Here is a 21,332-nt window from a genome sequence, read left to right on the forward strand (position 1 = left end):
CGGGGCTAGCATCCGGGCATGACGACTACCGAGCACAACGACTCCCCGCTGGACGTCGAGATCGGGGCCCTCCAGGGTGGCTCCGCTGATCTGTCACGGTTCGCGGGCCAGGCCGTCCTCATCGTGAACGTGGCCTCCAAGTGCGGGCTGACCCCGCAGTACACCGGGCTGGAGAAGCTCCAGGAGCGGTACGCCGAGCAGGGCTTCACCGTGCTGGGCGTGCCCTGCAACCAGTTCCTCGGGCAGGAGCCCGGCACCGCCGAGGAGATCGCGGAGTTCTGCTCGGCGACCTACGGCGTGACCTTCCCGCTGACGGAGAAGGTGGAGGTGAACGGCGCGGGCCGGCACCCGCTGTACGAGCGGCTGGTGGGCTTCGCCGACGCGGAGGGGCACAGCGGGGACATCCGCTGGAACTTCGAAGAGTTCCTGATCGGCCGGGACGGTCGGGTCGTCGCGCGGTTCTCGCCGCAGACGGAGCCGGAGTCGGCCGAGGTCGTCTCCGCGATCGAGGCCCAGCTCGGCTGAGCGAGGGCCGGGCCTCCCGGGTGGCCCGGTGGAACGCGGTGAGCCCTCTCGGCAAGGACGGCGACTGGTCGAGAGGGCTCTCCTGGTGATGCGTATGCAGTTGTCGTCCGGACCAGGGTCAGGGAGAACCCCTCACGCCTTGACCGAGGACACGAACGCGTTCCAGGCGTCGGCGGGGAAGGCCAGGATCGGCCCCTCGGGCGTCTTGGAGTCGCGTACGGCGAGTTCGGCGGCGGTGGGCGACTTGACCTCGACGCAAGCGCCGTTGCCCGCGGAATAGGAGGACTTCATCCACGTCTCCGAAGCGCCCTGAATCAGTGCCATGTCCACTCCTGTTGCGAGTTGCGAGTTGCGAGTTGCGGTAGTGCGGTTCGCGCCAACCATGTGGTCTGACTGGCGTGATCGACGCTACCGGGCAACTGCGGCCCGCGGAGGAGCCGTTCACTCGACCGGATGGCATATTCCAGGTGAGCCTTCCACTGGAGTGGACCTCCGGTGTACGATCCCGCGCCCTGAGCGGTCCCGCATCAGTCGGCGTACTCCTTCGCCACGTCCGCGATGAATTTCCGGGACGCCTCCACATTGAGGGACTGCGCCCGCAGGTGCTCGTACATCACGGCGTACTTCTGCACGTCCTGCGCCTTCTCCAGGTACAGGTCGCTGGTCACGCCCTCCAGGTACACCACGCTGGAGTCGGCCGCGTCGGCGAACTCCAGGATCGCGTACTGGCCGTTGAGCCCCGGATGCGCGCCCACGTCGAACGGCAGCACCTGCACGGTGACGTGCGGCAGCTGCGACATCTCGATCAGGTGCTCCAGCTGTTCCCGCATCACCAGGCGGCTGCCCACGACCCGTTTCAGCGCGGCCTCGTCCAGCACCACCCACAGCCGGAGCGGGTTGGCCTGGGCGGTGATACGTTCCTGTCGGCGCATCCGCACCTGGACACGCTTCTCGATCTCCGCGGTCGACGTCTCCGGCAACGCGCCCTGCACCAGAGCCTCGGCGTAGGACCGGGTCTGCAACAGACCGGTCACCAGCTGGGGTTCGTAGACCCGCAGCGACTCGGCGTCCGTCTCCAGACCGATGTACACGCTGTACGGGATGTCACCGAAGGTGTGCCACCAGCCCTGCTGCCGGGAATCCCGGGCCATCTCCATCAGCGAGTCGACGATCCGCTGGTCCTCGACCTCGTACACCCCGCACAGATCGCGCACATCGCGCTGGCTGATGCTTCTCCGGCCGTTCTCCAGCCTGCTGATCTTCGACTGCGACACCAGCAGCCGCTCCGCCACCTCTTCGGCCGTCATGCCCTTGAGCTCACGGAGCCTGCGCAGCTCCTGGCCCAGCCGGCGCCGCCTGACGGTGGGATTGACATTGGACGCCACGGGACGCGCACCTCCGGCTGCCTGCCTGTTGCCTGACACTTTGCGTATCTGCTGTTGAGCAGATTGCCACCAAGGCGCTTTCCACCGCTGGGAAACCGTGGATATGCGGCCGGGGACGCGTCCGAGCGGGGCGGCGAGACCAGAGATCTCACCGCCCCGCTCGGACCTGCGGCTCCCGAACCGGGTCTGTGGGGACCGGGGTTACGGCTCAGTGGGCCACGGCGCGCGCCATGGACCCGCGACGCGGCTGCATCGGCACCCCGCGGGCGGGTTCCGGCGCGGGCCTGGCGCCGGGCGCGGGCTGCCGGCCGGCCGGGGCCTGACCGCGGCGCGGCTGTGCGACCGCGCCGTTCTGCACGTCCATGACGGCGTGGGCGACGAGCCCGCCCATGGGGTCGTGCCGGATCAGATCCCGCAACCGGGACCGGGACGAGCGGCCCTCGTTCCCCGGGTACAGGTGCTTGCCGAGCCCGACGGCGTGCGCCAGGGCGGCGAGCGCCGCGGTCCGCGGGTCCGGCGGCACGCCGGTGCGGATCGCGGAGTCCAGCCGGGAACGGATCTCCCGGCTGATGGCGGTGTCCGTCGCCTGGTAACGCGTGGTCGGCAGCACCCCGCACATCTGACCGGCCACGGCGGCGACCATGCCGCACCGCTCCAGATGCGAGAGGTAGGTCTGCCTGAGCCCCAGCCGGGGCCCGCCGATCCAGTGGACGGCACGCACGGGAGCGCCACGCCTTCGCAGCAACTCCAACGCGCAGTCCAGAGTCGGATCTCCTGTCGGCCGTGGCACCACCACGGCGATACGATCCCCGTCTGGGGCTATCCGTCCGGCCAGCGCCAGCTCCACTAGCTGTGCACCGGCCAGACCGAGGTCGAGCGACTGCGGCTGCGCAGTGGTACCCGTGGCCGGGTCCAGTGCGAGCAACAGAAGCTCCTCCGGAAGTGTTCTGCGGCTCCTGCCCATCCATGCCTCCCCGCGTGGATGAATGACAGGGTGACCCCTCTCACATTGGTCTGTCGAGGGCGCGTGACCGGTTCGTGAGGGAACCGGTAGGTATGTCGTTCTCGTCTAGCGCAGGGGCCAAGCCCTCACACAGGACACTGGTACATGGTTCGGACAGGGCGCGCGCCCAGGCGTGCGGCGCATGGAGGAGGCATCGGTGGCGGGCGAGTCCCCCGACAGGTCGAAGCAGCGCGAGTCGTCGGCGGAACCGACGTCGGGGAGCGCGGGTTCGGTTCCCGAGGCGCGTGATCCGCGTCCCGCGGTGTCCCGCGAACGGAAGTCCTCGGGCGGCGACACGGCGACGAAGGTCCTGACGGTACGACCCGAAACCCCGGCCGCGCGGGAGCAGTCGGCCGATCCCGAGGACACCGATCTCCAGGCGGCGGTGTCGGCGTGGGTGCGGGAGCCGAGCCCGGACGCATCCGCGAACGCCGACGACACCGCCGAGGAGGCCCCGAAGGCGAAGGCTGACACCTCGTCTCCCGCGAAGGCCGAGCTTGAGGAGCCGTCCGACGGGGACGGGGACGCGGGCGCGGGCACGGACGGGGAGACCGAGGCGGAGGATGCCGCTGACGTGAAGGCCGCGGCTGACGCCCCGTCCGGCTCCCGCCCGAAGGCGGAGCCGAAGGACACCGCCGACACCGAGCCGCCCGGGGGCGAGAACGCCGACGCGACCGTGAAGGACGAGGCTGACGCGGACACCGACGCGGACGCGGAGGCCGCGGCAGACGCGAAGACGGCCACCGAGGACGACGCGGAGGACGCCGATGGCGAGGACGCCCCACAGGGGCCACCCGCGGCCGACGACGAGACCCGCACGGGTGGTGCGGGTGGGAACGAGGACGCCGAAGGCGAAGCCGAGGCGGACCCGCGCCCGCAGCCGCCGCAGGCATCCGGTGCGGGTGGGAACGAGGACGCCGAAGGCGAAGCCGAGGCGGCGGATGGTGACGGGCCCCGCACGGACCCCGCTGCCAAGGACACCGGCGTCGACCAGCCCACCACCGTCTTCAAGGCCGTCCGCCCCGGGACACCCCCCGTCGACCAGCCGACCACCATGCTCAAGCTCGGCGGCAAGCCGGAGGGCAAGCCGGAGGGCAAGCCGGACGAAAAGCCGGGAGCCAAGCCCAGGACCCCCGAGTCGGACCCCGAGCGCACCAGCAAGTTCGTCGCGCTGAAGGACGACCTGCGCAAGCCGGCCGCCCAGGCCAAGGCGCCGGACGCCACCACCCCCGTCCCCCAGGTCGGCCCCGAGCGCACCACCCAGCAGCCGCTGCCGCCCAAGCCCCCGCTGGACCTGCTGGCGGAGCTGACGAACACGCCCCCGCCCCCGGAGACCCCGGTCCGCACGCTCGTGCGCCGGATCAAGATCTGGACTCCCCTGGTCCTGCTCCTGGCGATCATCTTTGCGGTCGTACAGGCCGTGCGCCCGCTGCCGGCGCCCACCCTCGCCCTCACCGGCAAGGACAGCTACACCTTCGCCGGGGACCGCGCGCAGCTGCCCTGGCCCGGCGAGGGCCAGGGCTGGATGGACGTGGACGGCGTCGGCACGATGGGGCACTTCGGCAAGCAGACCCCCGTGGCCATCGGCTCGGTCGCCAAGACCATGACGGCGTACATCATCCTCAAGGACCACCCGCTGAAGCCGGGCCAGGAGGGCCCGAAGATCAAGGTGGACGCGACGGCGGAGAAGGAGGGCGGCTACAACAAGGCCGGCGAGTCCACGCTCGACACCGTCAAGGCCGGTGACCCCCTCACCGAGAAGCAGGCGCTGTCGGCCGTGCTGATCCCCTCCGCCAACAACATCGCGCGGCTGCTCGCGCGCTGGGACGCGGGCTCGGAGGCGGCGTTCGTGAAGAAGATGAACGCCACCGCCAAGGAGCTGGGGATGACCCGCACGACGTACACGGACCCCTCGGGGCTGAAGGAGACCACCGTCTCCACGGCCGAGGACCAGGTGAAGCTGGGCCGCGCGTTCGTGAAGGTCCCGGCCCTGGTCGCGATCAGCAGCGCGGCCAGCTGGACGGACCCGTCCGGGAAGTTCTGGCCCAACTACAACGAGCTGCCGTACCGCATCGGCGCGATCGGCATCAAGACCGGCAGCACCACCGCGGCCGGCGGCAACCTGCTGTTCGCCTCCCGCAAGCAGGTCGGCGGGCAGACGGTGACGATCGTCGGCGCGATCCTCGGCCAGCACAAGCGGGAGATCCTCCAGACGGTCAACGCGGTCAGCAAGACGGCGCTGCTTGCCGCCCAGTCCGCGCTGACCTCGGCGAAGATCGTGAAGAAGGGGGACGTCGTCGGGTACGTGGACGACCGGCTCGGCGGCCGTACCCCGGTGGTGGTGACGAAGGACGTCACGGCGGCCGGCTGGGCCGGGATGAAGGTGAAGCTGTCCTTCGCCTCCGGCACCGTGCCGCACACCGCGAAGGCCGGCACCCGGGTCGGGACGCTCACCGTGGGTGACGGCACGGCCGGTGCGGTGAAGGTCCCGGTGGCCCTCCAGAAGGACCTGGCCGAGCCCGGTATCGGCGCCAAGCTGACCCGGCTGGGCTGACCGGCGGGCGGGCCGTACGACCCGGCCCGTCCCGCGCCCGGACCGCCGCGCACCCCGTCCCCGTCCCCCGCGCACCCCGTCATGGAGCCCCCACCCGGGAGCCCTGAGGCGGGGTGCGTGCTAGCGTCACGAAACGGGGCAGGTCGCCGGTCCCGGGACAGGGCCGCGAACTGGACGGAACGCGGCCGGGTACTCCGAGGGAAGCGGCCGGGAACGAGACGGGACACGGGGAGTGCCTTCAGGTGGCCACAGCGGAGCCGACACACGCCGACGACGCGGATCCGGGCCCGGGGTCCGGCCCGCGAATACGTCCGTCCGCGACTGATCCGGACCGGCACGCGGCCGAGCCCGGCCCCGGGGTGCGCCCCGGCCGGCGCGCCCGTCTGCTCGCCGCCCTGGAGCCGCTGCGGCAGCGGCTGCTACGGCACCCCGCGCTGTCGATGACGGCGCTCTCGGGTGTCCTGCACATCATCTGGTTCTTCACGTTCGCGAACAGCGGCGGCGATCTCGCGGCGCAGGACGCGTGGGCGGAGTTCGTCGGCCGGCACCCGGACTCGGCGTACAACCTCGCCTGGTACGGCGGTATGCACCCGGTGTCGTACAGCGTGGTGTCGCCGTATCTGATGTCGGTCCTCGGTGTGCGGACGACGATGATGATCGCCGGGACGGTCTCGGCCGGTCTGCTGACGACGGTGCTGATCCGCAGCCGGGCGGTGCGGAACCCGCTGTGGGCCTCGCTCGCCGGGGTCTTCGCGTTCCTGTGCAACGCGATCTCCGGCCGGGTGACCTTCGGGCTCGGCACCGCGTTCGCGCTCGGCTCGGTCGCGGCGGTGTTCTGCTGGCCGTACCGGTGGCGGTTCAAACGCTGGGCGAAGGCCCTGGTCGCCGCCCCGCTGGCGGCGCTCGCCACGATGGCCTCGCCGGTCGCGGGGCTGTTCGTGGGCCTGGTCGCGGTCGCCCTGTTCCTGCAGAAGCGGCGGCCGGGCGCGTGGGCGCTGGGGCTCGCGCCGGCGGCGGTGGTCGCGGTGTCGGCCTGGCTGTTCCCGTTCTCCGGCACCCAGCCCATGGGGTTCGGCTCGGTGATCATGCCGCTGTCGTACGGCCTGCTGTGCCTGTTCCTGGTGCCGAAGGAGTGGGTGACGGTCCGGCTGACGGCCGCCGTCTACAGCGTCGCCGTCGTCCTGGTGTGGCTGATCAGCTCGCAGATCGGGTCCAACATCTCCCGGCTGCCGATGCTGTTCGCGGGCGCGACCCTGATCGCGGCCCTGCCGTACACCGTGCCGAAGTCCCGCAAGTGGTACGTGACCGTGCTGGCCTTCCTCGGCTTCGTCGGCTGGATCGGCTTCAAGTCGGTGGACGACATCCTCCACACCACCCCGGCCGCCTCCTGGGCGCGGGAACTCGCCCCGCTGGTCAACGAGCTCCAGAAGGCCGGCGCCGAGAAGGGCCGGGTGGAGGTGGTCCCGGCCCGCTCGCACCGCGAGGCCTCCGCGCTCGCGCCGTACGTCAACCTGGCCCGCGGCTGGAACCGGCAGGCCGACATGGAGCGCAACCCGCTCTTCTACGACGACACGCTCAACTCGGCGAACTACCACGAGTGGCTCCAGCGGTGGGCCGTGCACTACGTGGTGCTGCCCAAGGACAACCCGGACGGTGACGGCGGCCAGCGCGAGCGGCAGCTGCTGCGGCGCGGGATGCCGTACCTGAAGCAGGTCTGGGGCGACACGAACTGGCAGCTGTTCAAGGTGACCGATCCGGCGCCGCTCGCCGAGCCGAACGCGGTGGTGGACCGGGCCGAGCAGGGCGAGATGACGCTGCGGGTGAGCAAGGCCGGGCGGATCCTGATCCGGATCCCGTACTCGCCGTGGCTGAGCATCGTCGACGAGCACGGCAAGAGCCAGCCCTACGAGAAGGCCAGGGCGTGCCTGATGGCCACGCCGGAGGACGTCGACGGGGACAAGTGGACCACGCTGGTCGCGCCGAAGCCGGGCACCTACCGGCTGGCCGCGCCGTACCAGCTCCCGCGGGGCACGCCGTGCCCCGACGAGCTGCGGAAGCCCTGACGGCCGGCTTCCTCTGACAACCCCTCGAAGGAGGCGCTGACCCAGCTCCTCGACGAACTCCAAGCGTTCATACTGATGAACTCAGATCAGCAAGCCGAACAATTTTACTCCGACTTGACCTTACGCTTGCTTGTCGTGTTCATGTGGGCGGACCCACGATCGGGCACATGAACAGTCTCGACTGGGCCGTGCTCATCGGCTACTTCGGTGTGATGGTCGCGATCGGCGTCTGGTCGCACAAGCGCGTGGACAACGTTTCCGACTTCTTCACGGCCGGCGGCAAGATGCCCTGGTGGCTCTCCGGCATCTCGCACCACATGTCGGGCTACAGCGCCGTGATGTTCACCGGATACGCCGGCATCGCCTACACCTACGGCGTCACCTCCTTCATCACCTGGTCCTTCCCCATCGCGCTCGGCATCGCCATCGGGTCGAAGCTGTTCGCGCCCCGCATCAACCGGCTGCGTTCCCGGCTCCACGTGGCCTCCCCGCTGGAGTACCTGAAGAACCGCTACAACCTGCACACCCAGCAGGCACTCGCCTGGTCCGGCATGCTCCTGAAGATCGTGGACGTGGGCGCCAAGTGGGCGGCCATCGCCACCCTGCTGTCCGTCTTCACCGGCGTCTCGCTGAACCAGGGCATCCTCATCACCGGCGCGATCACCGCGGTGTACTGCACGATCGGCGGCCTGTGGGCGGACGCGCTGACCGAACTCGGCCAGTTCGTCATCCAGTTACTCGCCGGTGTCGCGATGTTCGTGGCGGTCGTGCTGAAGCTGAACGACAAGCACATCGGCTTCCTCGGGGCCTGGGACGAGCCGGCCCTGCACGGCCACGGCAAGCCGCTGGTCGGCCCCTACGGCACGGTGTTCCTCCTGGCGTTCCTCTTCATCAAGCTCTTCGAGTACAACGGCGGCATGCTCAACCAGGCCCAGCGCTACATGGCCACCGGCAGCGCCTACGAGGCCGAGCGCTCGGCCCGGCTGTCGGCGGTGCTGTGGCTGGTCTGGCCGGTGGTGCTGTTCTTCCCGATGTGGATGGCCCCGCTGCTGGTCCACGCGCAGAAGCCGGACGGCTCCGACTCCTACGCCCTGATGACCGAACAGCTGCTGCCGCACGGCCTGCTGGGCCTCGTCATCGTCGGGTTCTTCTCCCACACCATGGCGATGTGCTCCTCCGACGCCAACGCCATCGCCGCCGTGTTCACCCGGGACGTGGCGCCGGTGCTGTCGGCCAGGGCACGGGGCTGGGGCGAGCGGTCGGGACTGATCGCGGCCCGCGTCACGACGGTCGTCTTCCTCGGCCTGTCCATGGCGGTCGCGACCCAGGTCAACTCCCCCGCCTTCAAGGACATCATCACCGTCGTCATCAAGTGGGTGGCCGGTCTGATGGGCCCGATCGCGATCCCGATGATGCTCGGCCTGCTCCGCGCCTTCCGCCGCTCCGGCCCGACGGCGGCGCTCACCAGCTGGGCGGCGGGCCTGCTGGCCTTCTGGCTGGTCAACTACCCCATCAACTGGGAAGTCGACGGCGGCGTCCCGCTCCAGTACCAGGTCTCGATCCCGCTCGCGGTCTCCCTGGTCCTCTACGTCCTCATCGGCTACCTCAAGCCGGAGGACACCCCCGCCCGGCTGGCCGTCATCGAGAAGGTCAACACGGACGGCGACGCGGTGGCGGCGGTACCGGTGCCGGCCACGGCGGGCGACGACGTGGTCGGGGCGCCGTAGCGACCGCCCTGCGGAACCGCGCTCACGCCCGCGGGTACTTCGCCAGCCACCCTGGTGACGCACCGGCCGGGCCGTGCAGCGCCGGGCCCTGGGTCATCTCCATCGCGAAGTCGTCGGCCAGTTCCAGGATCGTGGGGCGGCCCTCCAGCTCGGCCAGCCAGGCCGGCGGGAGGGCCGTCTCGCCGTGCAGGGCGCCGAGGAGGCCGCCGGTGAGGGCGCCCGCGGCGGCGGAGGGGCCGCTCTGGTTCACCGCCAGGCACAGCCCGTGCCGTACGTCCTCCCCCACCAGCGCGCAGTACACGGAGGCGGCCAGCAGCCCGTCCGCCGTGCCGTCGCCGGCCAGTTCCTCGACCCGGGCCGGGGCCGGCATGCCCTGCCGCACCGCCCCGAGGGCGTGCTGGAGGGCGTCGGAGACCGGCTGGTGGCCGGGGCGGACGGCGAGCAGGGCGAGGGCCCGCTGCACCGCGCCGTCCAGGCTGTCGCCCCGGGCGAGCGCGTGCACGATCACGGCGTACGCGCCCGCCGACAGGTAGGCGATGGGGTGGCCGTGGGTCTGGGCTGCGCACTCCACGGCCAGCTGGACGACCAGTTGGGGCTCCCAGCCGACGAGCAGGCCGAAGGGCGCCGAGCGGGCGACCGCCTCCGGCCCCAGCTCCCCCGGGTTCTTCGGGGACTCCAGCGTGCCCATGGTGTCGTCGCCGAACCCGATCAGCAGCGCGCGGGAGGGGTCACGGCGGGCGTACAGCCACTCCTCGCGGGCCAGCCAGCCGTCGTCCTTGCGGCGCTCGTCGGGACCCCAGTCCCGCTGGGTGGCCGCCCAGCGCAGATAGGCCCGGTGCAGATCGGTCGGCGGGTGCCAGGCGCCGGTGTCGCGGCGCACCTGGGCGCGTATCAGCCCGTCCACGGTGAACAGGGTCAGCTGGGTGTGGTGGGTGACCGTGCCGCGCCGCCCGTGCCCGAAGGCCAGGTCGAGCAGCCCCTCACCGCCGTACGCGGCCCGGATCTCCGCCAGGGACAGGGGATCGGCGGGCCCGCCCAGCGCGTCGCCCACCGCGGTCCCGAGCAGTGTGCCCCGCACCCGGCTCCGGAAGTCCTGCTGTTCGGCACGCCCCCAGACGGCACCGGCTGTCGCCCCCACCAGACCTCCCCTGGCACCGTCCGCCTGTACGACGCCCAGCACTTTGGCTTCCCTTCCCTCCCAGGGCAAGAGGGATTCCCGTCTGCCGTCCGGTACCCCGGCACGGCTTCGGGCGGGTTCCTGCTTCATCGCCGACAGCCCCGGCTTGCGGGGTCCTACGTGGGCTCCGCAGGCGTTTCACCTCTCCGCATGCCCTGCGGCGAGTTTACGTCCTTCCCTACGCAGGTTGATTTCAGCATTCTCGTCCCGATCGTGTGTACTTCCGCACGCAGTACACGTCCAAAAACGGACATGCAACTGACGGCGCCCCTTGGGGCCGGATAATTCCGCACAGTTCGGGGTGGAGCACATCTGGGTGGAGGGGAATGGCTTCCAGGGTGCGCGTGAACATCCCCAGGGACTGGTCATGGGCAGACTTCCTGACCGCCAGTCGGGCCTTACGTCGGTTACTGCCGCGCAGCACCGCGTAGGTGGACAAGCCCAAGTCGATGCCACTGTCTGTGGCATCCGCGTCCAGCGGGGGAAGTGGTTTTTGATCTACCTCCACCACGAAGCCGGCGAAGTATCGACCAGACGAGTCCTTGATGATGGTGACTGACTTCACCGATCTTGGCCAAGTAGAGCGCACCGTCTTCGCGAATCCTGAAGCCGTTCCGGGGCAATCGAATCGCCTGTCGGCCACTCTTCCTCTTGTACGTGAGCGGCTGCGCCCCGGGGTCCTTCAGCCAAGACCGCTCAGGGGTCTTTTTCGCCACCGTCGTGACCATCTTCTGGAGCTCATTGTCCCGGATGAATGGTTCACCCCGCCCGTAGGCATCCTTCCGGGCTTCACGGAGGCGACTGTAGAACAGCGGCGACGAGCGGGTTAGAGGAACCCCAAAAGGGTCAATGTGATCGGAATCACGTCATCGATGCGCTGGGGACTGCCGGGCTGAAGTGAAGGGAGCTGGGCGCGTGAAGAGCCTTCGCCGCTCGCTCCGCACGTCGAGCTCTGGCTCAATACGCGTGGGAGAAGCCGGTGTTCGTCGGGAAGAATCCAGCCATGACCACCACCCCCACCCGCCACACCGGCCTCAGACTCGCCGCCGGTGTGCTCACCGGCATACTCGCCCTCTACATCGCCCTGGTCGCGCTCGGGAACATCACCGACTTCGGGACCAACCAGCAGTTCGTGCGGCACGTACTGGCGATGGACACGACGTTCAAGGACGACGATCTGATGTGGCGGGCCGTCACCAGTACGGCACTTCAGGACACCGCGTACGTCCTCGTCATCGTGTGGGAGACCGTGGCGGCCCTGCTGCTGGTCCGGGGGACGTACCTGTGGGCGCGGCGCGGGGACGACCTCGCCCGGCGCTGGTCCACCTACGGTCTGCTGATGCTCCTGCTGCTCTTCGGCGCCGGGTTCATCGCGATCGGCGGTGAGTGGTTCGCGATGTGGCAGTCGAAGACGTGGAACGGCCTGGACGCGGCGACCCGCGTGTTCCTGCTCAGCGGCGTCGCGCTGATCGTCAACCAGCTGCCCGCGGGCGGCCGGGACGCTACTTGACCACCGCGACCCGGGTGCCCTGGTCGCCGAAGGCCCACAGGGCGGCCCCGTCGTCCTTGTGGAGGCGGATGCCGCCCAGTTTCTGGCCGTTCGCGGGCGGGGGCGAGGAGCCGTCGAGGGCGTTGGAGAAGGCGACGTTCACGCCGGACGCCTTGGTGAAGTACATGACGTGCTCGATCTGCACGCCGTCCGAGCCCTTGAGGGACTGGGTGCGCAGGGTGATCGAGTAGCGGCCGGGCTGCGGGCTCACCGTGCCCGGCCACACCGTGAACGTGCGGGACGCCTTGCCGGTCGCGTCGACCAGCCAGACCCGCTTCTCACCGAGCGAGTACACGATCCGGCGGCCCTCGCCCGACTCGTCCGGCAGGGCGGGGGCGGACGGCGTCCTCGGTGTCAGCGTCGCGTGGGGGCTCGCCGTCGCCGACGCGCTGGGCCTGGTCACCGCGGCCGTGGGATGCGGCCCGTGGTCCGCCTGGACGGCGAGGGCGACGACGGCCGCGGTCGCCCCCGCCGTCAGACCGGTGACCCAGGCCCACGAGGGCAGTCGGGCAGCCACGGGACGCATCTCCTCCGCTACGGGTCCCCCTTCTCAGCACAGGGGTCGGATCATCGTACTCAGTCCGCGGAGGGGGATCGGCCGGGAGGCCGCTCAGTCCAGGACCGGGAGCAGCTCCGGCAGGTGGCCGTCGGACGCCTCGGCCGCCCGCCGGCGCTCCTGCGGCACCTCGCCGTAGAGGGTGGTGCGCGGCTTCGCGGGCCGGCCGGCCGCCTCCGCCACCGCGACCAGGTCGCGGACGGACTTGTACGAGCCGTACGAGGAGCCCGCCATGCGGGAGATCGTCTCCTCCATCAGCGTCCCGCCGAGGTCGTTCGCGCCGGAGCGGAGCATCTCCGCCGCCCCCTCGGTGCCCAGTTTGACCCAGCTCGTCTGGATGTTGGGGATCCAGGGGTGCAGCAGCAGGCGGGCCATCGCCGTCACTGCCCGGTTGTCCCGCAGCGTCGGGCCGGGGCGGGCGATGCCGGCCAGGTACACCGGCGCGTTGGTGTGGATGAACGGGAGCGTGACGAACTCCGTGAAGCCGCCGGTCTCGCGCTGGATCCCGGCCAGCGTGCGCAGGTGGCCGAGCCAGTGCCGGGGCTGGTCCACGTGCCCGTACATCATCGTGGACGACGAGCGGATGCCCAGCTCGTGCGCGGTCGTGACGACCTCGATCCAGGTGGCCGTGGGCAGCTTGCCCTTGGTCAGCACCCAGCGGACCTCGTCGTCCAGGATCTCCGCCGCCGTACCTGGGATGGAGTCCAGGCCCGCCTCCTTGGCGGCGGTGAGCCACTCGCGGACCGACAGGCCCGTCCGGGTCGCGCCGTTGACCACCTCCATCGGGGAGAAGGCGTGCACGTGCATGCCCGGGACGCGCTCCTTCACCGCCTTCGCGATGTCGAAGTACGCGGTGCCCGGCAGGTCCGGGTGGATGCCGCCCTGCATGCACACCTCGACCGCGCCCACCTCCCACGCCTGCTGGGCGCGGTCGGCGACCTGCTCCAGCGAGAGCGTGTACGCGTCCGCGTCCGTGCGGCGCTGCGCGAAGGCGCAGAACCGGCAGCCGGTGTAGCAGACGTTGGTGAAGTTGATGTTGCGGGTGACGATGTAGGTGACGTCGTCGCCGACCGCCGACCTGCGCACGTCGTCCGCGACCCGGCACAGCGCGTCCAGCGCCGGGCCGTCCGCGTGCAGCAGGGCGAGGGCCTCGGCGTCGGTCAGCCGGGTGGGGTCGTCGGCCGCCGTGCGCAGCGCCTCGCGGACGTCGGCGTCGATGCGCTCGGGGGCCATGCCGGGGGCGGCCGCCTCCCGCAGGGCCTCCCAGTCGCCGTACACCTCGTCGAAGTCGGCGCGCCGGTCGCCGGTGCGCCCCTCGGTGTCGATGGAGGAGTGCAGGTCGGTGCGGCCGGTGGCGGTGAACACCTCCTCCGGCTCCTGCCAGGGCCGGCCCGTGACCGGCGCGTCCGGCAGGGCGAGGCCCGTCTCCGGGTCGGCGAGGGCGGACACGTGCGGGCGCAGCCGCGGGTCCAGCCAGGGTTCGCCGCGGCGGACGAACTCGGGGTAGACGCAGAGGCGTTCGCGCAGCTCGAAGCCGGCCGCTCGGGAGCGTTCGGTGAGTTCCTCGATCTGCGGCCAGGGCCGCTCGGGGTTGACGTGGTCGATGGTCAGCGGGGAGACCCCGCCCCAGTCGTCGATGCCGGCGCCGATCAGCCGCTCGTACTCGGCGTCGACCAGGTTCGGCGGGGCCTGGAGGTTGGCCGAGGGGCCCATGATGTGCCGGGCGACGGCCACCGTGGCGACCAGGTCGTCCAGTTCGGCGTCCGGCATGCCGCGCATGGCCGTGTCCGGCTTGGCGCGGAAGTTCTGGATGATCAGTTCCTGGATGCCGTGGTAGGCCCGGGAGACCTTCCGGAGCGCGAACAGGGACTCCGCGCGCTCCTCGTAGGTCTCGCCGATGCCGATGAGCAGGCCGGAGGTGAAGGGGACGGAGGAGCGGCCGGCGTCCTGGAGGACGCGGAGGCGGACGGCCGGTTCCTTGTCCGGGGAGCCGTGGTGCGGGCCGCCCGGCTCGGACCACAGACGGGTCGCGGTGGTCTCCAGCATCATGCCCATGCTGGGCGCGACGGGCTTCAGCCGCTGGAAGTCGGTCCACGTCAGCACGCCCGGGTTGAGGTGGGGAAGCAGTCCCGTCTCCTCCAGGATGCGGATGGAGACGGCGCGGACGTAGGCGATGGTGTCGTCGTAGCCGTGCGCGTCGAGCCACTCGCGCGCTTCCGGCCAGCGGTCCTCGGGCTTGTCGCCGAGGGTGATCAGGGCTTCCTTGCAGCCGAGGGCGGCGCCCTTGCGGGCGATGTCCAGCACCTCGTCCGGGGACATGAACATGCCGTGCCCGGCGCGGCGCAGCTTGCCGGGCACGGTGACGAACGTGCAGTAGTGGCACTTGTCCCGGCACAGCCGGGTGAGGGGGATGAAGACGCTCTTCGAGTACGTGATGACACCGGGCCTGCCCGCCGCCTCCAGGCCCGCGTCCCGCACCCGGGCGGCGGAGGCGGCGAGGGCGGTCAGGTCCTCACCCCGTGCCTGGAGCAGCACCGCCGCCTCGGCGGCGTCGAGGGCGACGCCGTCCCGGGCGCGTTTGAGGGCGCGACGCATGGAGTTCTCGGTGGGGCCGGTTCCGGAGGTCGCGGAAGTCGTCATTCCTTGAGCATACGTTCGCGTTTGATCACTGTTGCGGGGCACTGTCCGGCAGGAGGGAGCCGTATGCGTCGAGTGCCCGCAGCACCTCCGCCTCCCGGGCGGGCGGCAACTGCACCACGACCTCCTCGATGCCCAGTTCGGCGTAGTGGGCGAGTTTGCCGGGGGTGGGCCGGACGGCGTACGGGACGACCTGGAGGGCGTCCGGGTCGCGGCCCGCGTCCGCCCACACCGAGCGCAGCACAGGCAGCGACTCGGACAGCCCGCGCCCGCCGATCGGCAGCCAGCCGTCGGCGTACTCGGCGATGTGCGCGAACAGCCTGGGTCCGGCGGCCCCGCCGACGAGCGTGCGGGGGCCGACGACCGGGCCGCGCGGCTTCTGCACGGGCTTGGGGTGGGCGAGGCTGGCCCGTACGGCGCCGAACTCCCCCTCGTACGCGGTCGGCTCCTCGCTCCACAGCGCGCGCATCAGCGCCATCCGGTCCCGGACGAGGTCCCGGCGGGTCCGCCAGGTCACGCCGTGGTCGGCGGCCTCCTCCACGTTCCAGCCGTAGCCGAGGCCGAGGGTGAAACGGCCGCCGGACAGGTGGTCGAGCGAGGCGATCTGCTTGGCGAGGTCGATGGGGTCGTGCTGGGCGACGAGCGTGATGCCGGTACCGAGCGCCAGCCGCCGGGTCACGGCCGCGGCCTGGGCCAGGGCGACGAAGGGGTCGAGGGTGCGGCCGTACTCGCGGGGGAGGTCGCCGCCGGCGGGGTACGGGGTCGTGCGGTCGACCGGGATGTGGGTGTGTTCCGGGAGGTAGAGGCCGAAGAAGCGGCGCGCTTCCAGCTCCTGCGCCAGCCGGACGGGGGTGATGGTCTCGTCGGTGAGGAAGATCGTGACGGAGATGCGCATGGGACATCGTACCGACTGGTCGGTCACCCGTCAGGGGGGCGCGCGGACCGCTCGTGGCCACCGCGGGCCGTTCGTGGTTACCGTGGGCCTCGTGACGACCTTGCGCGGCACCTTGGCACCGGGCTCGCCGGACTATGTGTACCTGCCGTTCCAAGTGCCGCCCGGAATCCGTGAGTTGAAGGTCTCCTACACCTACGGCACACCCCCCGTCCCGCCCGGCACCCCCGGCAACGCCCTCGACATCGGGCTGTTCGACCCGCGCGGCACCGAGCTGGGCGGGCGGGGGTTCCGGGGATGGTCGGGGGGTGCGCGGAGCGAGTTCTTCGTACGGGCCGACGAGGCCACGCCGGGGTACCTTCCGGGGCCGCTGACGCCCGGGACCTGGTACGTCGCGCTCGGGCCGTACACCGTGGCGCCGCAGGGGCTGCCGTACGAGGTGACCGTCACGCTGACGGCGGGCGCGGCCGGGGAGGCGCCCGAGGCGGTGTACCCGCCGGACCGGGCCCGGGGGCGGGGGCGGGACTGGTACCGGGGCGACTGCCACCTGCACTCCTGGCACTCCGACGGGCGCCGCACCCCGGCCGGGATCGCGGACCTGGCGCGCGCGGCCGGGCTGGACTTCGTCAACAGCTCCGACCACAACACGCACGCCTCGCACGCCCACTGGGCCGACGCGGCCGGCGACGACCTCCTGGTGCTGCTCGGCGAGGAGGTCACCACCAGGAACGGGCACGTGCTGGCGATCGGCACCGAGCCGGGCACCTTCGTCGACTGGCGCTACCGGGCCAGGGACGGCCACTGGGCGCGGTTCGCGCGGGAGATCCGGCGGGCCGGCGGTCTGGTCGTCCCGGCCCATCCGCACGCCGACTGCGTTGGCTGCGCCTGGAAGTTCGGGTACGCGCACGCGGACGCCGTGGAGGTGTGGAACGGGCCCTGGACACCCGACGACGAGCTGGCGCTGGCGGCCTGGGACGCGGGGCTGGTGGCGTCGGCGCGGGGCGGGCGGGCGTGGCTGCCGGCGATGGGCAACAGCGACGCCCACCGCGCCCCGGACGTCGTCGGGCTGCCCCAGACGGTCGTCCTCGCCGACGGCCTGACCCGGGAGGCGATCCAGGAGGGGCTGCGGGCGGGACGGTCGTACGTGGCCGAGTCGCGGCACGTCTCGCTGGCCTTCTCCGTGACGGCCGAGGGGGGTGAACGGGCCGGGATCGGGGAGCGGCTGGCGGTCGGGCACGACACCCCGGTGACCGTGCGGCTGGAGGTGTCCGGGGCGCCGCGCTGCTCGGTGCGGTTCGTCACCGACCAGGGCGTGCTGTGCACCGGCGGACCGCTGCCGGTGTCCGGCACGGGCGCCCTGGAGTGGCGCACGACCCCGGACCGCGCGGCGTATGTGCGCGCCGAGCTGCGCCACGAGACGGCGTTCGGCCCGGCGCCGGGAGCGATGGCCGCGCTCACCAACCCGGTCTTCCTGGGAACCTGAGGCGTGCCGGTCCGTGCCCCCGTTGCGTCCGGGCCCGCAGCCGGTGGAGGCTGGCATCCTCGTGCCGGGAGAGAGCAGGGGAGCCGGAACCGTGTCAGGCCGCGCAGACCGCAAGCACCGCCTCGTGACCCGCCTCCAGCGGTACGTCGCCAACCCGCTCAACCGGCGCCTGCCGTTCCAGACCCTGCTGGAGACCACCGGCCGGACGTCCGGCCTGCCCCGGCGGACCCCGGTCGGCGGGCGCCGGGTCGGCGACTCCTTCTGGCTGGTCTCCGAGTTCGGGCTGAAGTCGCAGTACGTGCGCAACATCCAGGCCGACTCCCGGGTCCGGGTCCGTATCGCGGGCCGCTGGCACCACGGCACCGCCCACCTGCTCCCCGACGACGACCCGGTGGCCCGGCTGCGCACCCTGCCCCGCCTGAACAGCACGGCGGTACGGGCGTTCGGCACGGACCTGCTGACCGTACGGGTGGACCTGGCCGACTGAGCGTCCGTGACTCCCGGTGCCGGGCCGCCGGCATGCGGAGAGGTTGTGAGGGCTCTGTGCACCCAGGTGGGGCCCGCTGTGATCGGCGTCTCCCACGGCTGACGCAACCGCCCGGAACAAGGCAAACTGACGGGGTTGTTCGTGATGCCGAGGGGGACGAACGCATGGACGGTGGGCCGCGAGTACCCGAGCAGCGGCGTGCCGGCTCCGCGCCCGTCGCGGAGCCCGGCCCGCTGCGCTTCGGCGTGCTCGGTCCGGTGCGGGCCTGGCACGGCGAGGACGCGCTCAGCACGGGCTCCCCCCAGCAGCGCGCCCTGCTGGCCGCCCTGCTGCTGCGCGAGGGCCGCACGGCCACGGCGGCGGAGCTGATCGACGCCCTGTGGGGGCCCGAGCCGCCGTCCCAGGCGCTGGCGGCGGTCCGCACGTACGCCTCCCGGCTGCGCAAGGTGCTGAGCCCCGGCGTCCTGATCAGCGAATCCGGCGGGTACGCGATCCGGGGCCTGGGCGAAGGCGCCCTGGACCTCGCGGTCGCGCAGGACCTGGCGGCGGAGGCGGAGAAGGCGCGGGGCACCGCCGAGCTGGGCCGGGCGCGGGCCCTGCTGAACCAGGCTCTCGACCTGTGGGACGGCGAAGCCCTGGCCGGCGTCCCCGGCCCGTACGCCGAGGCCCAGCGGGCCCGCCTGGAGGAGTGGCGGCTCGGCCTGCTGGAGACCCGCCTGGACCTGGACCTGGAACAGGGCTGCCACGCGGAGGCGGTGTCGGAACTGACGGCGCTGACGGCGGCGCACCCGCTCCGGGAGCGCCTGCGCGAACTGCTGATGCTGGCGCTGTACCGCAGCGGCCGCCAGGCGGAGGCCCTCGCGGTCTACGCCGACACCCGCCGCCTGCTCGCCGAGGAGCTCGGCGTCGACCCCCGCCCCGGCCTCAGCGAACTCCAGCAGCGCATCCTCCAGGCGGACCCGGCCCTCGCGGAGCCGTCCGCACCCGTGACGGAGCCGACGGCGACCCCGGTGCGCCCGGCCCAGCTGCCCGCCTCCGTACCCGACTTCACCGGCCGCTCCTCCTTCGTGTCGGAACTGACCGAGGTGCTGTCCTCGGCGTCCGAGGCGGAGGGCCGGGTGATGGCGGTCTCGGCCCTGGCCGGCATCGGCGGCGTGGGCAAGACGACCCTCGCGGTCCACGTGGCCCACCGGGCCCGCCCGGCCTTCCCCGACGGCCAGCTGTACGTGGACCTCCAGGGCGCGGGCCCCCGCTCGGCGGAACCGGAGACGGTCCTGGGCTCCTTCCTGCGGGCCCTGGGCACGCCCGACACCGCGATCCCCGACTCCCTGGAGGAACGCTCGGCGCTGTACCGCTCGGTCCTGGACGGCCGCCGGGTCCTGGTGCTGCTGGACAACGCGAAGGACGCGGCCCAGGTACGGCCCCTGCTCCCCGGCACCGAGGGCTGCGCGGCCCTGGTCACCTCCCGCGTCCGGATGCTCGACCTCGCCGGCGCCCACCTGGTCGACCTCGACGTCATGTCCCCCGACGAGGCGCTGGCCCTCTTCACGAGGATCGTGGGCGAGGAACGGGTGGCGGCGGAGCGCGAGGCCGCGCTGGACGTGGTCGCGGCCTGCGGCTTCCTCCCGCTGGCGATCCGCATCGCGGCGTCCCGGCTGGCGGCCCGCCGCACCTGGACGGTGTCCGTCCTGGCGGCCAAGCTGGCGGACGAACGCCGCCGCCTGGACGAGCTCCAGGCCGGCGACCTCGCGGTGAAGGCCACCTTCGAACTGGGCTACGGCCAGCTGGAACCGCCCCAGGCCCGCGCGTTCCGCCTGCTGGGCCTCGCCGACGGCCCGGATATCTCGCTCGCTGCGGCGGCAGCGGTCCTGGACCTCCCCTCGGAGGACACGGAGGACCTCCTGGAGTCCCTGGTGGACACGTCGTTGCTGGAATCGGCGGCACCCGGGCGCTACCGCTTCCATGACCTGGTCCGCCTGTACGCACGGTCTTGCGCGGAAAGGGACGAGCGGCCACCCAGCGAGCGGGAGGCGGCCATGTCGCGGGTGCTGGACTTTTATCTGGCCACGGCAGCTCGGGTCTATGCGATGGAGCGGCCGGGGGACCGGCTGGTGGAGCACCTGCAACCGACCGAGTATCCGGGGTTGGGCTTCACCCATCGTCAAGAGGCACTGGACTGGCTGTACTCCGAGGCCAACTGCTTGTTGGCCTCGGCCCGTCAGGCCCTGGGGGGCAGCAGAATCCGCCGAGGCGTGGACCTTCTGTGGGCTGCCAAGGACCTGGGGGAGTCAGGGGCCAACTCCAAGCAGTACGAGTCTGTCGCGCTCACCGCCAGGGACGCCGCCCAGGCCTCGGGTGACGCGCACGCTGAAAGCCGCGCGCGTACCGTGCTGACGAACGTCCACCTCGTGGCGGGTCGTTACAGCGAGGCCGACGAGGAAGCCCGACTGGGCGGCCTGCTCGCGGACACGGCTGGAGATCCCACGCCGGTCTTCTGGACGAGCAACGACCGGGGAATCATCGGCCTCAATCAGGGCCGTTACGCGGACGCCGAACGACACCTCATGCGCGCCATCGAGGCATCGCGTCAGGACGGCAACCTCGCAGGCGAAGCGAGCGCTCTGTGCAACTTGTCGCGCGTTCACCTGGCCATGGGACGCACCGGTCACGCGATAACGCTCGCCCAGCAGGGGATCGACCTGTACGACCGCCTGGGAGCCACCGTCCGTTTGGCGAACGCCCGGTACGCCCTGGGGCTCGCGCTGACCGAGGCCGGACGTCCGTCCGAGGCCCTCGACCAGCTCGCGGACGCTCTGAGCACGTTCCAGACGAACCGGCAGCGTCTGTGGGAGGGGACGACTCACTTCCGTATCGCGCAGGCTCACCTCGTGGGGCGGGAGCACACGCTGTCCGCCAAACACGCGGAACAGGCCCTGGCCATCGGCTGTATCGGCGGTGACCGTGTGCGTGCCGGCGTCCTCACCACCCTGGGGCGGTCGTTGTCCGGTCTGGGCCAGGTCGACCGCGCACGGGTCTGCTGGCTGGAGGCGCTGCCTCTCTATGAGCAGTCCGGCTCTCCGGAGGCCGACGCCGTCCGGGCGTTGCTGTCACCGGTCTCCACAGCCTGACGAGCGGCGGCAGCGTTCATCGATTGTTTATGCCTCGCTGGCATGCTCGATCCATCGGCCCGTCGCGTCGGGGGGCAGGCGGGCCGAAGAGGGACTCACCAGGTATGCGAGAGTCCTGTCAGGTCCCTGCTCGGGAGCACTCGGGGGAGTTGCCGGGCAGGGACCG

General features: G+C 71.7%; 16 protein-coding genes. 8 read left to right on the forward strand and 8 right to left on the reverse strand.

Going from position 1 to position 21,332, the window contains the following annotated elements; translation table 11 throughout:
- Positions 1-18 precede the first annotated feature (18 nt).
- A complete protein-coding gene (locus ACZ5DC_RS16115) occupies positions 19-525 on the forward strand; it encodes a glutathione peroxidase (protein ID WP_468653142.1) in 507 nt (168 codons plus the stop codon).
- Between the two features lie 132 nt (positions 526-657).
- Here the strand turns inward: ACZ5DC_RS16115 and ACZ5DC_RS16120 are convergent, their stop codons facing one another.
- The 3 genes from ACZ5DC_RS16120 to ACZ5DC_RS16130 form a co-directional block, all read right to left on the reverse strand.
- Positions 658-849, reverse strand: a complete 192-nt coding sequence (locus ACZ5DC_RS16120; RefSeq protein ID WP_030642837.1) for a DUF397 domain-containing protein — start codon at positions 847-849, stop codon at positions 658-660.
- Between the two features lie 203 nt (positions 850-1,052).
- Positions 1,053-1,910 carry a helix-turn-helix domain-containing protein gene (locus ACZ5DC_RS16125; protein WP_468653144.1) on the reverse strand — a complete coding sequence of 286 codons (858 nt, stop codon included), beginning with the start codon at positions 1,908-1,910 and terminating at the stop codon, positions 1,053-1,055.
- A 208-nt stretch (positions 1,911-2,118) separates the two neighbouring features.
- Positions 2,119-2,874, reverse strand: a complete 756-nt coding sequence (locus ACZ5DC_RS16130; protein ID WP_366749790.1) for a GOLPH3/VPS74 family protein — start codon at positions 2,872-2,874, stop codon at positions 2,119-2,121.
- A 181-nt stretch (positions 2,875-3,055) separates the two neighbouring features.
- On the opposite strand from ACZ5DC_RS16130, the gene ACZ5DC_RS16135 reads away from it, so the two are divergent.
- From ACZ5DC_RS16135 to ACZ5DC_RS16145, 3 genes are all read left to right on the forward strand, one after another.
- On the forward strand, positions 3,056-5,467 hold the full coding sequence (locus ACZ5DC_RS16135; protein ID WP_468653147.1) for a D-alanyl-D-alanine carboxypeptidase: 2,412 nt from the start codon (positions 3,056-3,058) through the stop codon (positions 5,465-5,467).
- Between the two features lie 242 nt (positions 5,468-5,709).
- Positions 5,710-7,530 (forward strand): MFS transporter, encoded by a 1,821-nt coding sequence (locus tag ACZ5DC_RS16140; protein WP_468653148.1) that lies wholly within the window; start codon positions 5,710-5,712, stop codon positions 7,528-7,530.
- A 167-nt stretch (positions 7,531-7,697) separates the two neighbouring features.
- Positions 7,698-9,257: a sodium:solute symporter family protein gene (locus ACZ5DC_RS16145; protein ID WP_468653150.1), complete on the forward strand. Its 1,560-nt coding sequence runs from the start codon at positions 7,698-7,700 to the stop codon at positions 9,255-9,257.
- A gap of 22 nt (positions 9,258-9,279) precedes the next feature.
- On the opposite strand, the gene ACZ5DC_RS16150 is transcribed toward ACZ5DC_RS16145, so the two are convergent.
- Complete coding sequence (locus ACZ5DC_RS16150) at positions 9,280-10,395, reverse strand: ADP-ribosylglycohydrolase family protein (protein WP_468653152.1); 1,116 nt, start codon at positions 10,393-10,395, stop codon at positions 9,280-9,282.
- Positions 10,396-10,572: 177 nt separating this feature from the next.
- The gene (locus ACZ5DC_RS16155) at positions 10,573-10,902 is read right to left on the reverse strand and encodes a zinc ribbon domain-containing protein (protein ID WP_468653154.1); all 330 of its coding nucleotides are present in this window, start codon (positions 10,900-10,902) and stop codon (positions 10,573-10,575) included.
- A 535-nt stretch (positions 10,903-11,437) separates the two neighbouring features.
- On the opposite strand from ACZ5DC_RS16155, the gene ACZ5DC_RS16160 reads away from it, so the two are divergent.
- Entirely contained in the window at positions 11,438-11,944 is a 507-nt protein-coding gene (locus ACZ5DC_RS16160) for a DUF2165 domain-containing protein (RefSeq protein WP_468653156.1), read from the forward strand.
- Here ACZ5DC_RS16160 and ACZ5DC_RS16165 read toward each other — a convergent pair.
- The 3 genes from ACZ5DC_RS16165 to ACZ5DC_RS16175 form a co-directional block, all read right to left on the reverse strand.
- Positions 11,937-12,500 (reverse strand): hypothetical protein, encoded by a 564-nt coding sequence (locus ACZ5DC_RS16165; RefSeq protein ID WP_468653157.1) that lies wholly within the window; start codon positions 12,498-12,500, stop codon positions 11,937-11,939. The genes ACZ5DC_RS16160 and ACZ5DC_RS16165 overlap by 8 nt on opposite strands.
- A gap of 93 nt (positions 12,501-12,593) precedes the next feature.
- Positions 12,594-15,179 (reverse strand): bifunctional FO biosynthesis protein CofGH, encoded by a 2,586-nt coding sequence (locus tag ACZ5DC_RS16170; protein WP_468653158.1) that lies wholly within the window; start codon positions 15,177-15,179, stop codon positions 12,594-12,596.
- A 25-nt stretch (positions 15,180-15,204) separates the two neighbouring features.
- A complete protein-coding gene (locus tag ACZ5DC_RS16175) occupies positions 15,205-16,071 on the reverse strand; it encodes an LLM class F420-dependent oxidoreductase (RefSeq protein ID WP_468653160.1) in 867 nt (288 codons plus the stop codon).
- On the opposite strand from ACZ5DC_RS16175, the gene ACZ5DC_RS16180 reads away from it, so the two are divergent.
- The 3 genes from ACZ5DC_RS16180 (at position 16,064) to afsR (ending at position 21,166) form a co-directional block, all read left to right on the forward strand.
- A complete protein-coding gene (locus ACZ5DC_RS16180; RefSeq protein WP_468653162.1) occupies positions 16,064-17,551 on the forward strand; it encodes a CehA/McbA family metallohydrolase in 1,488 nt (495 codons plus the stop codon). The genes ACZ5DC_RS16175 and ACZ5DC_RS16180 overlap by 8 nt on opposite strands.
- A gap of 91 nt (positions 17,552-17,642) precedes the next feature.
- Positions 17,643-18,038: a nitroreductase/quinone reductase family protein gene (locus ACZ5DC_RS16185; RefSeq protein ID WP_366749801.1), complete on the forward strand. Its 396-nt coding sequence runs from the start codon at positions 17,643-17,645 to the stop codon at positions 18,036-18,038.
- Positions 18,039-18,202: 164 nt separating this feature from the next.
- Positions 18,203-21,166 (forward strand): SARP-family global regulator AfsR, encoded by a 2,964-nt coding sequence (afsR, locus tag ACZ5DC_RS16190; RefSeq protein ID WP_468653164.1) that lies wholly within the window; start codon positions 18,203-18,205, stop codon positions 21,164-21,166.
- Positions 21,167-21,332: the final 166 nt, after the last annotated feature.

This window comes from Streptomyces sp. NPDC031445, from assembly GCF_055581365.1.

Bases quoted from the DNA above. Each gene is read 5' to 3' on its own strand.
- ACZ5DC_RS16115 (WP_468653142.1), top strand. From the start codon at position 19: ATGACGACTACCGAGCACAACGACTCCCCGCTGGACGTCGAGATCGGG.
- ACZ5DC_RS16120 (WP_030642837.1), bottom strand. From the start codon at position 849: ATGGCACTGATTCAGGGCGCTTCGGAGACGTGGATGAAGTCCTCCTAT.
- ACZ5DC_RS16130 (WP_366749790.1), bottom strand. From the start codon at position 2,874: ATGGGCAGGAGCCGCAGAACACTTCCGGAGGAGCTTCTGTTGCTCGCA.
- ACZ5DC_RS16135 (WP_468653147.1), top strand. From the start codon at position 3,056: ATGGAGGAGGCATCGGTGGCGGGCGAGTCCCCCGACAGGTCGAAGCAG.
- ACZ5DC_RS16145 (WP_468653150.1), top strand. From the start codon at position 7,698: ATGAACAGTCTCGACTGGGCCGTGCTCATCGGCTACTTCGGTGTGATG.
- ACZ5DC_RS16155 (WP_468653154.1), bottom strand. From the start codon at position 10,902: ATGCCACAGACAGTGGCATCGACTTGGGCTTGTCCACCTACGCGGTGC.
- ACZ5DC_RS16160 (WP_468653156.1), top strand. From the start codon at position 11,438: ATGACCACCACCCCCACCCGCCACACCGGCCTCAGACTCGCCGCCGGT.
- ACZ5DC_RS16170 (WP_468653158.1), bottom strand. From the start codon at position 15,179: ATGACGACTTCCGCGACCTCCGGAACCGGCCCCACCGAGAACTCCATG.
- ACZ5DC_RS16180 (WP_468653162.1), top strand. From the start codon at position 16,064: ATGCGCATGGGACATCGTACCGACTGGTCGGTCACCCGTCAGGGGGGC.
- ACZ5DC_RS16175 (WP_468653160.1), bottom strand. From the start codon at position 16,071: ATGCGCATCTCCGTCACGATCTTCCTCACCGACGAGACCATCACCCCC.
- afsR (WP_468653164.1), top strand. From the start codon at position 18,203: ATGGACGGTGGGCCGCGAGTACCCGAGCAGCGGCGTGCCGGCTCCGCG.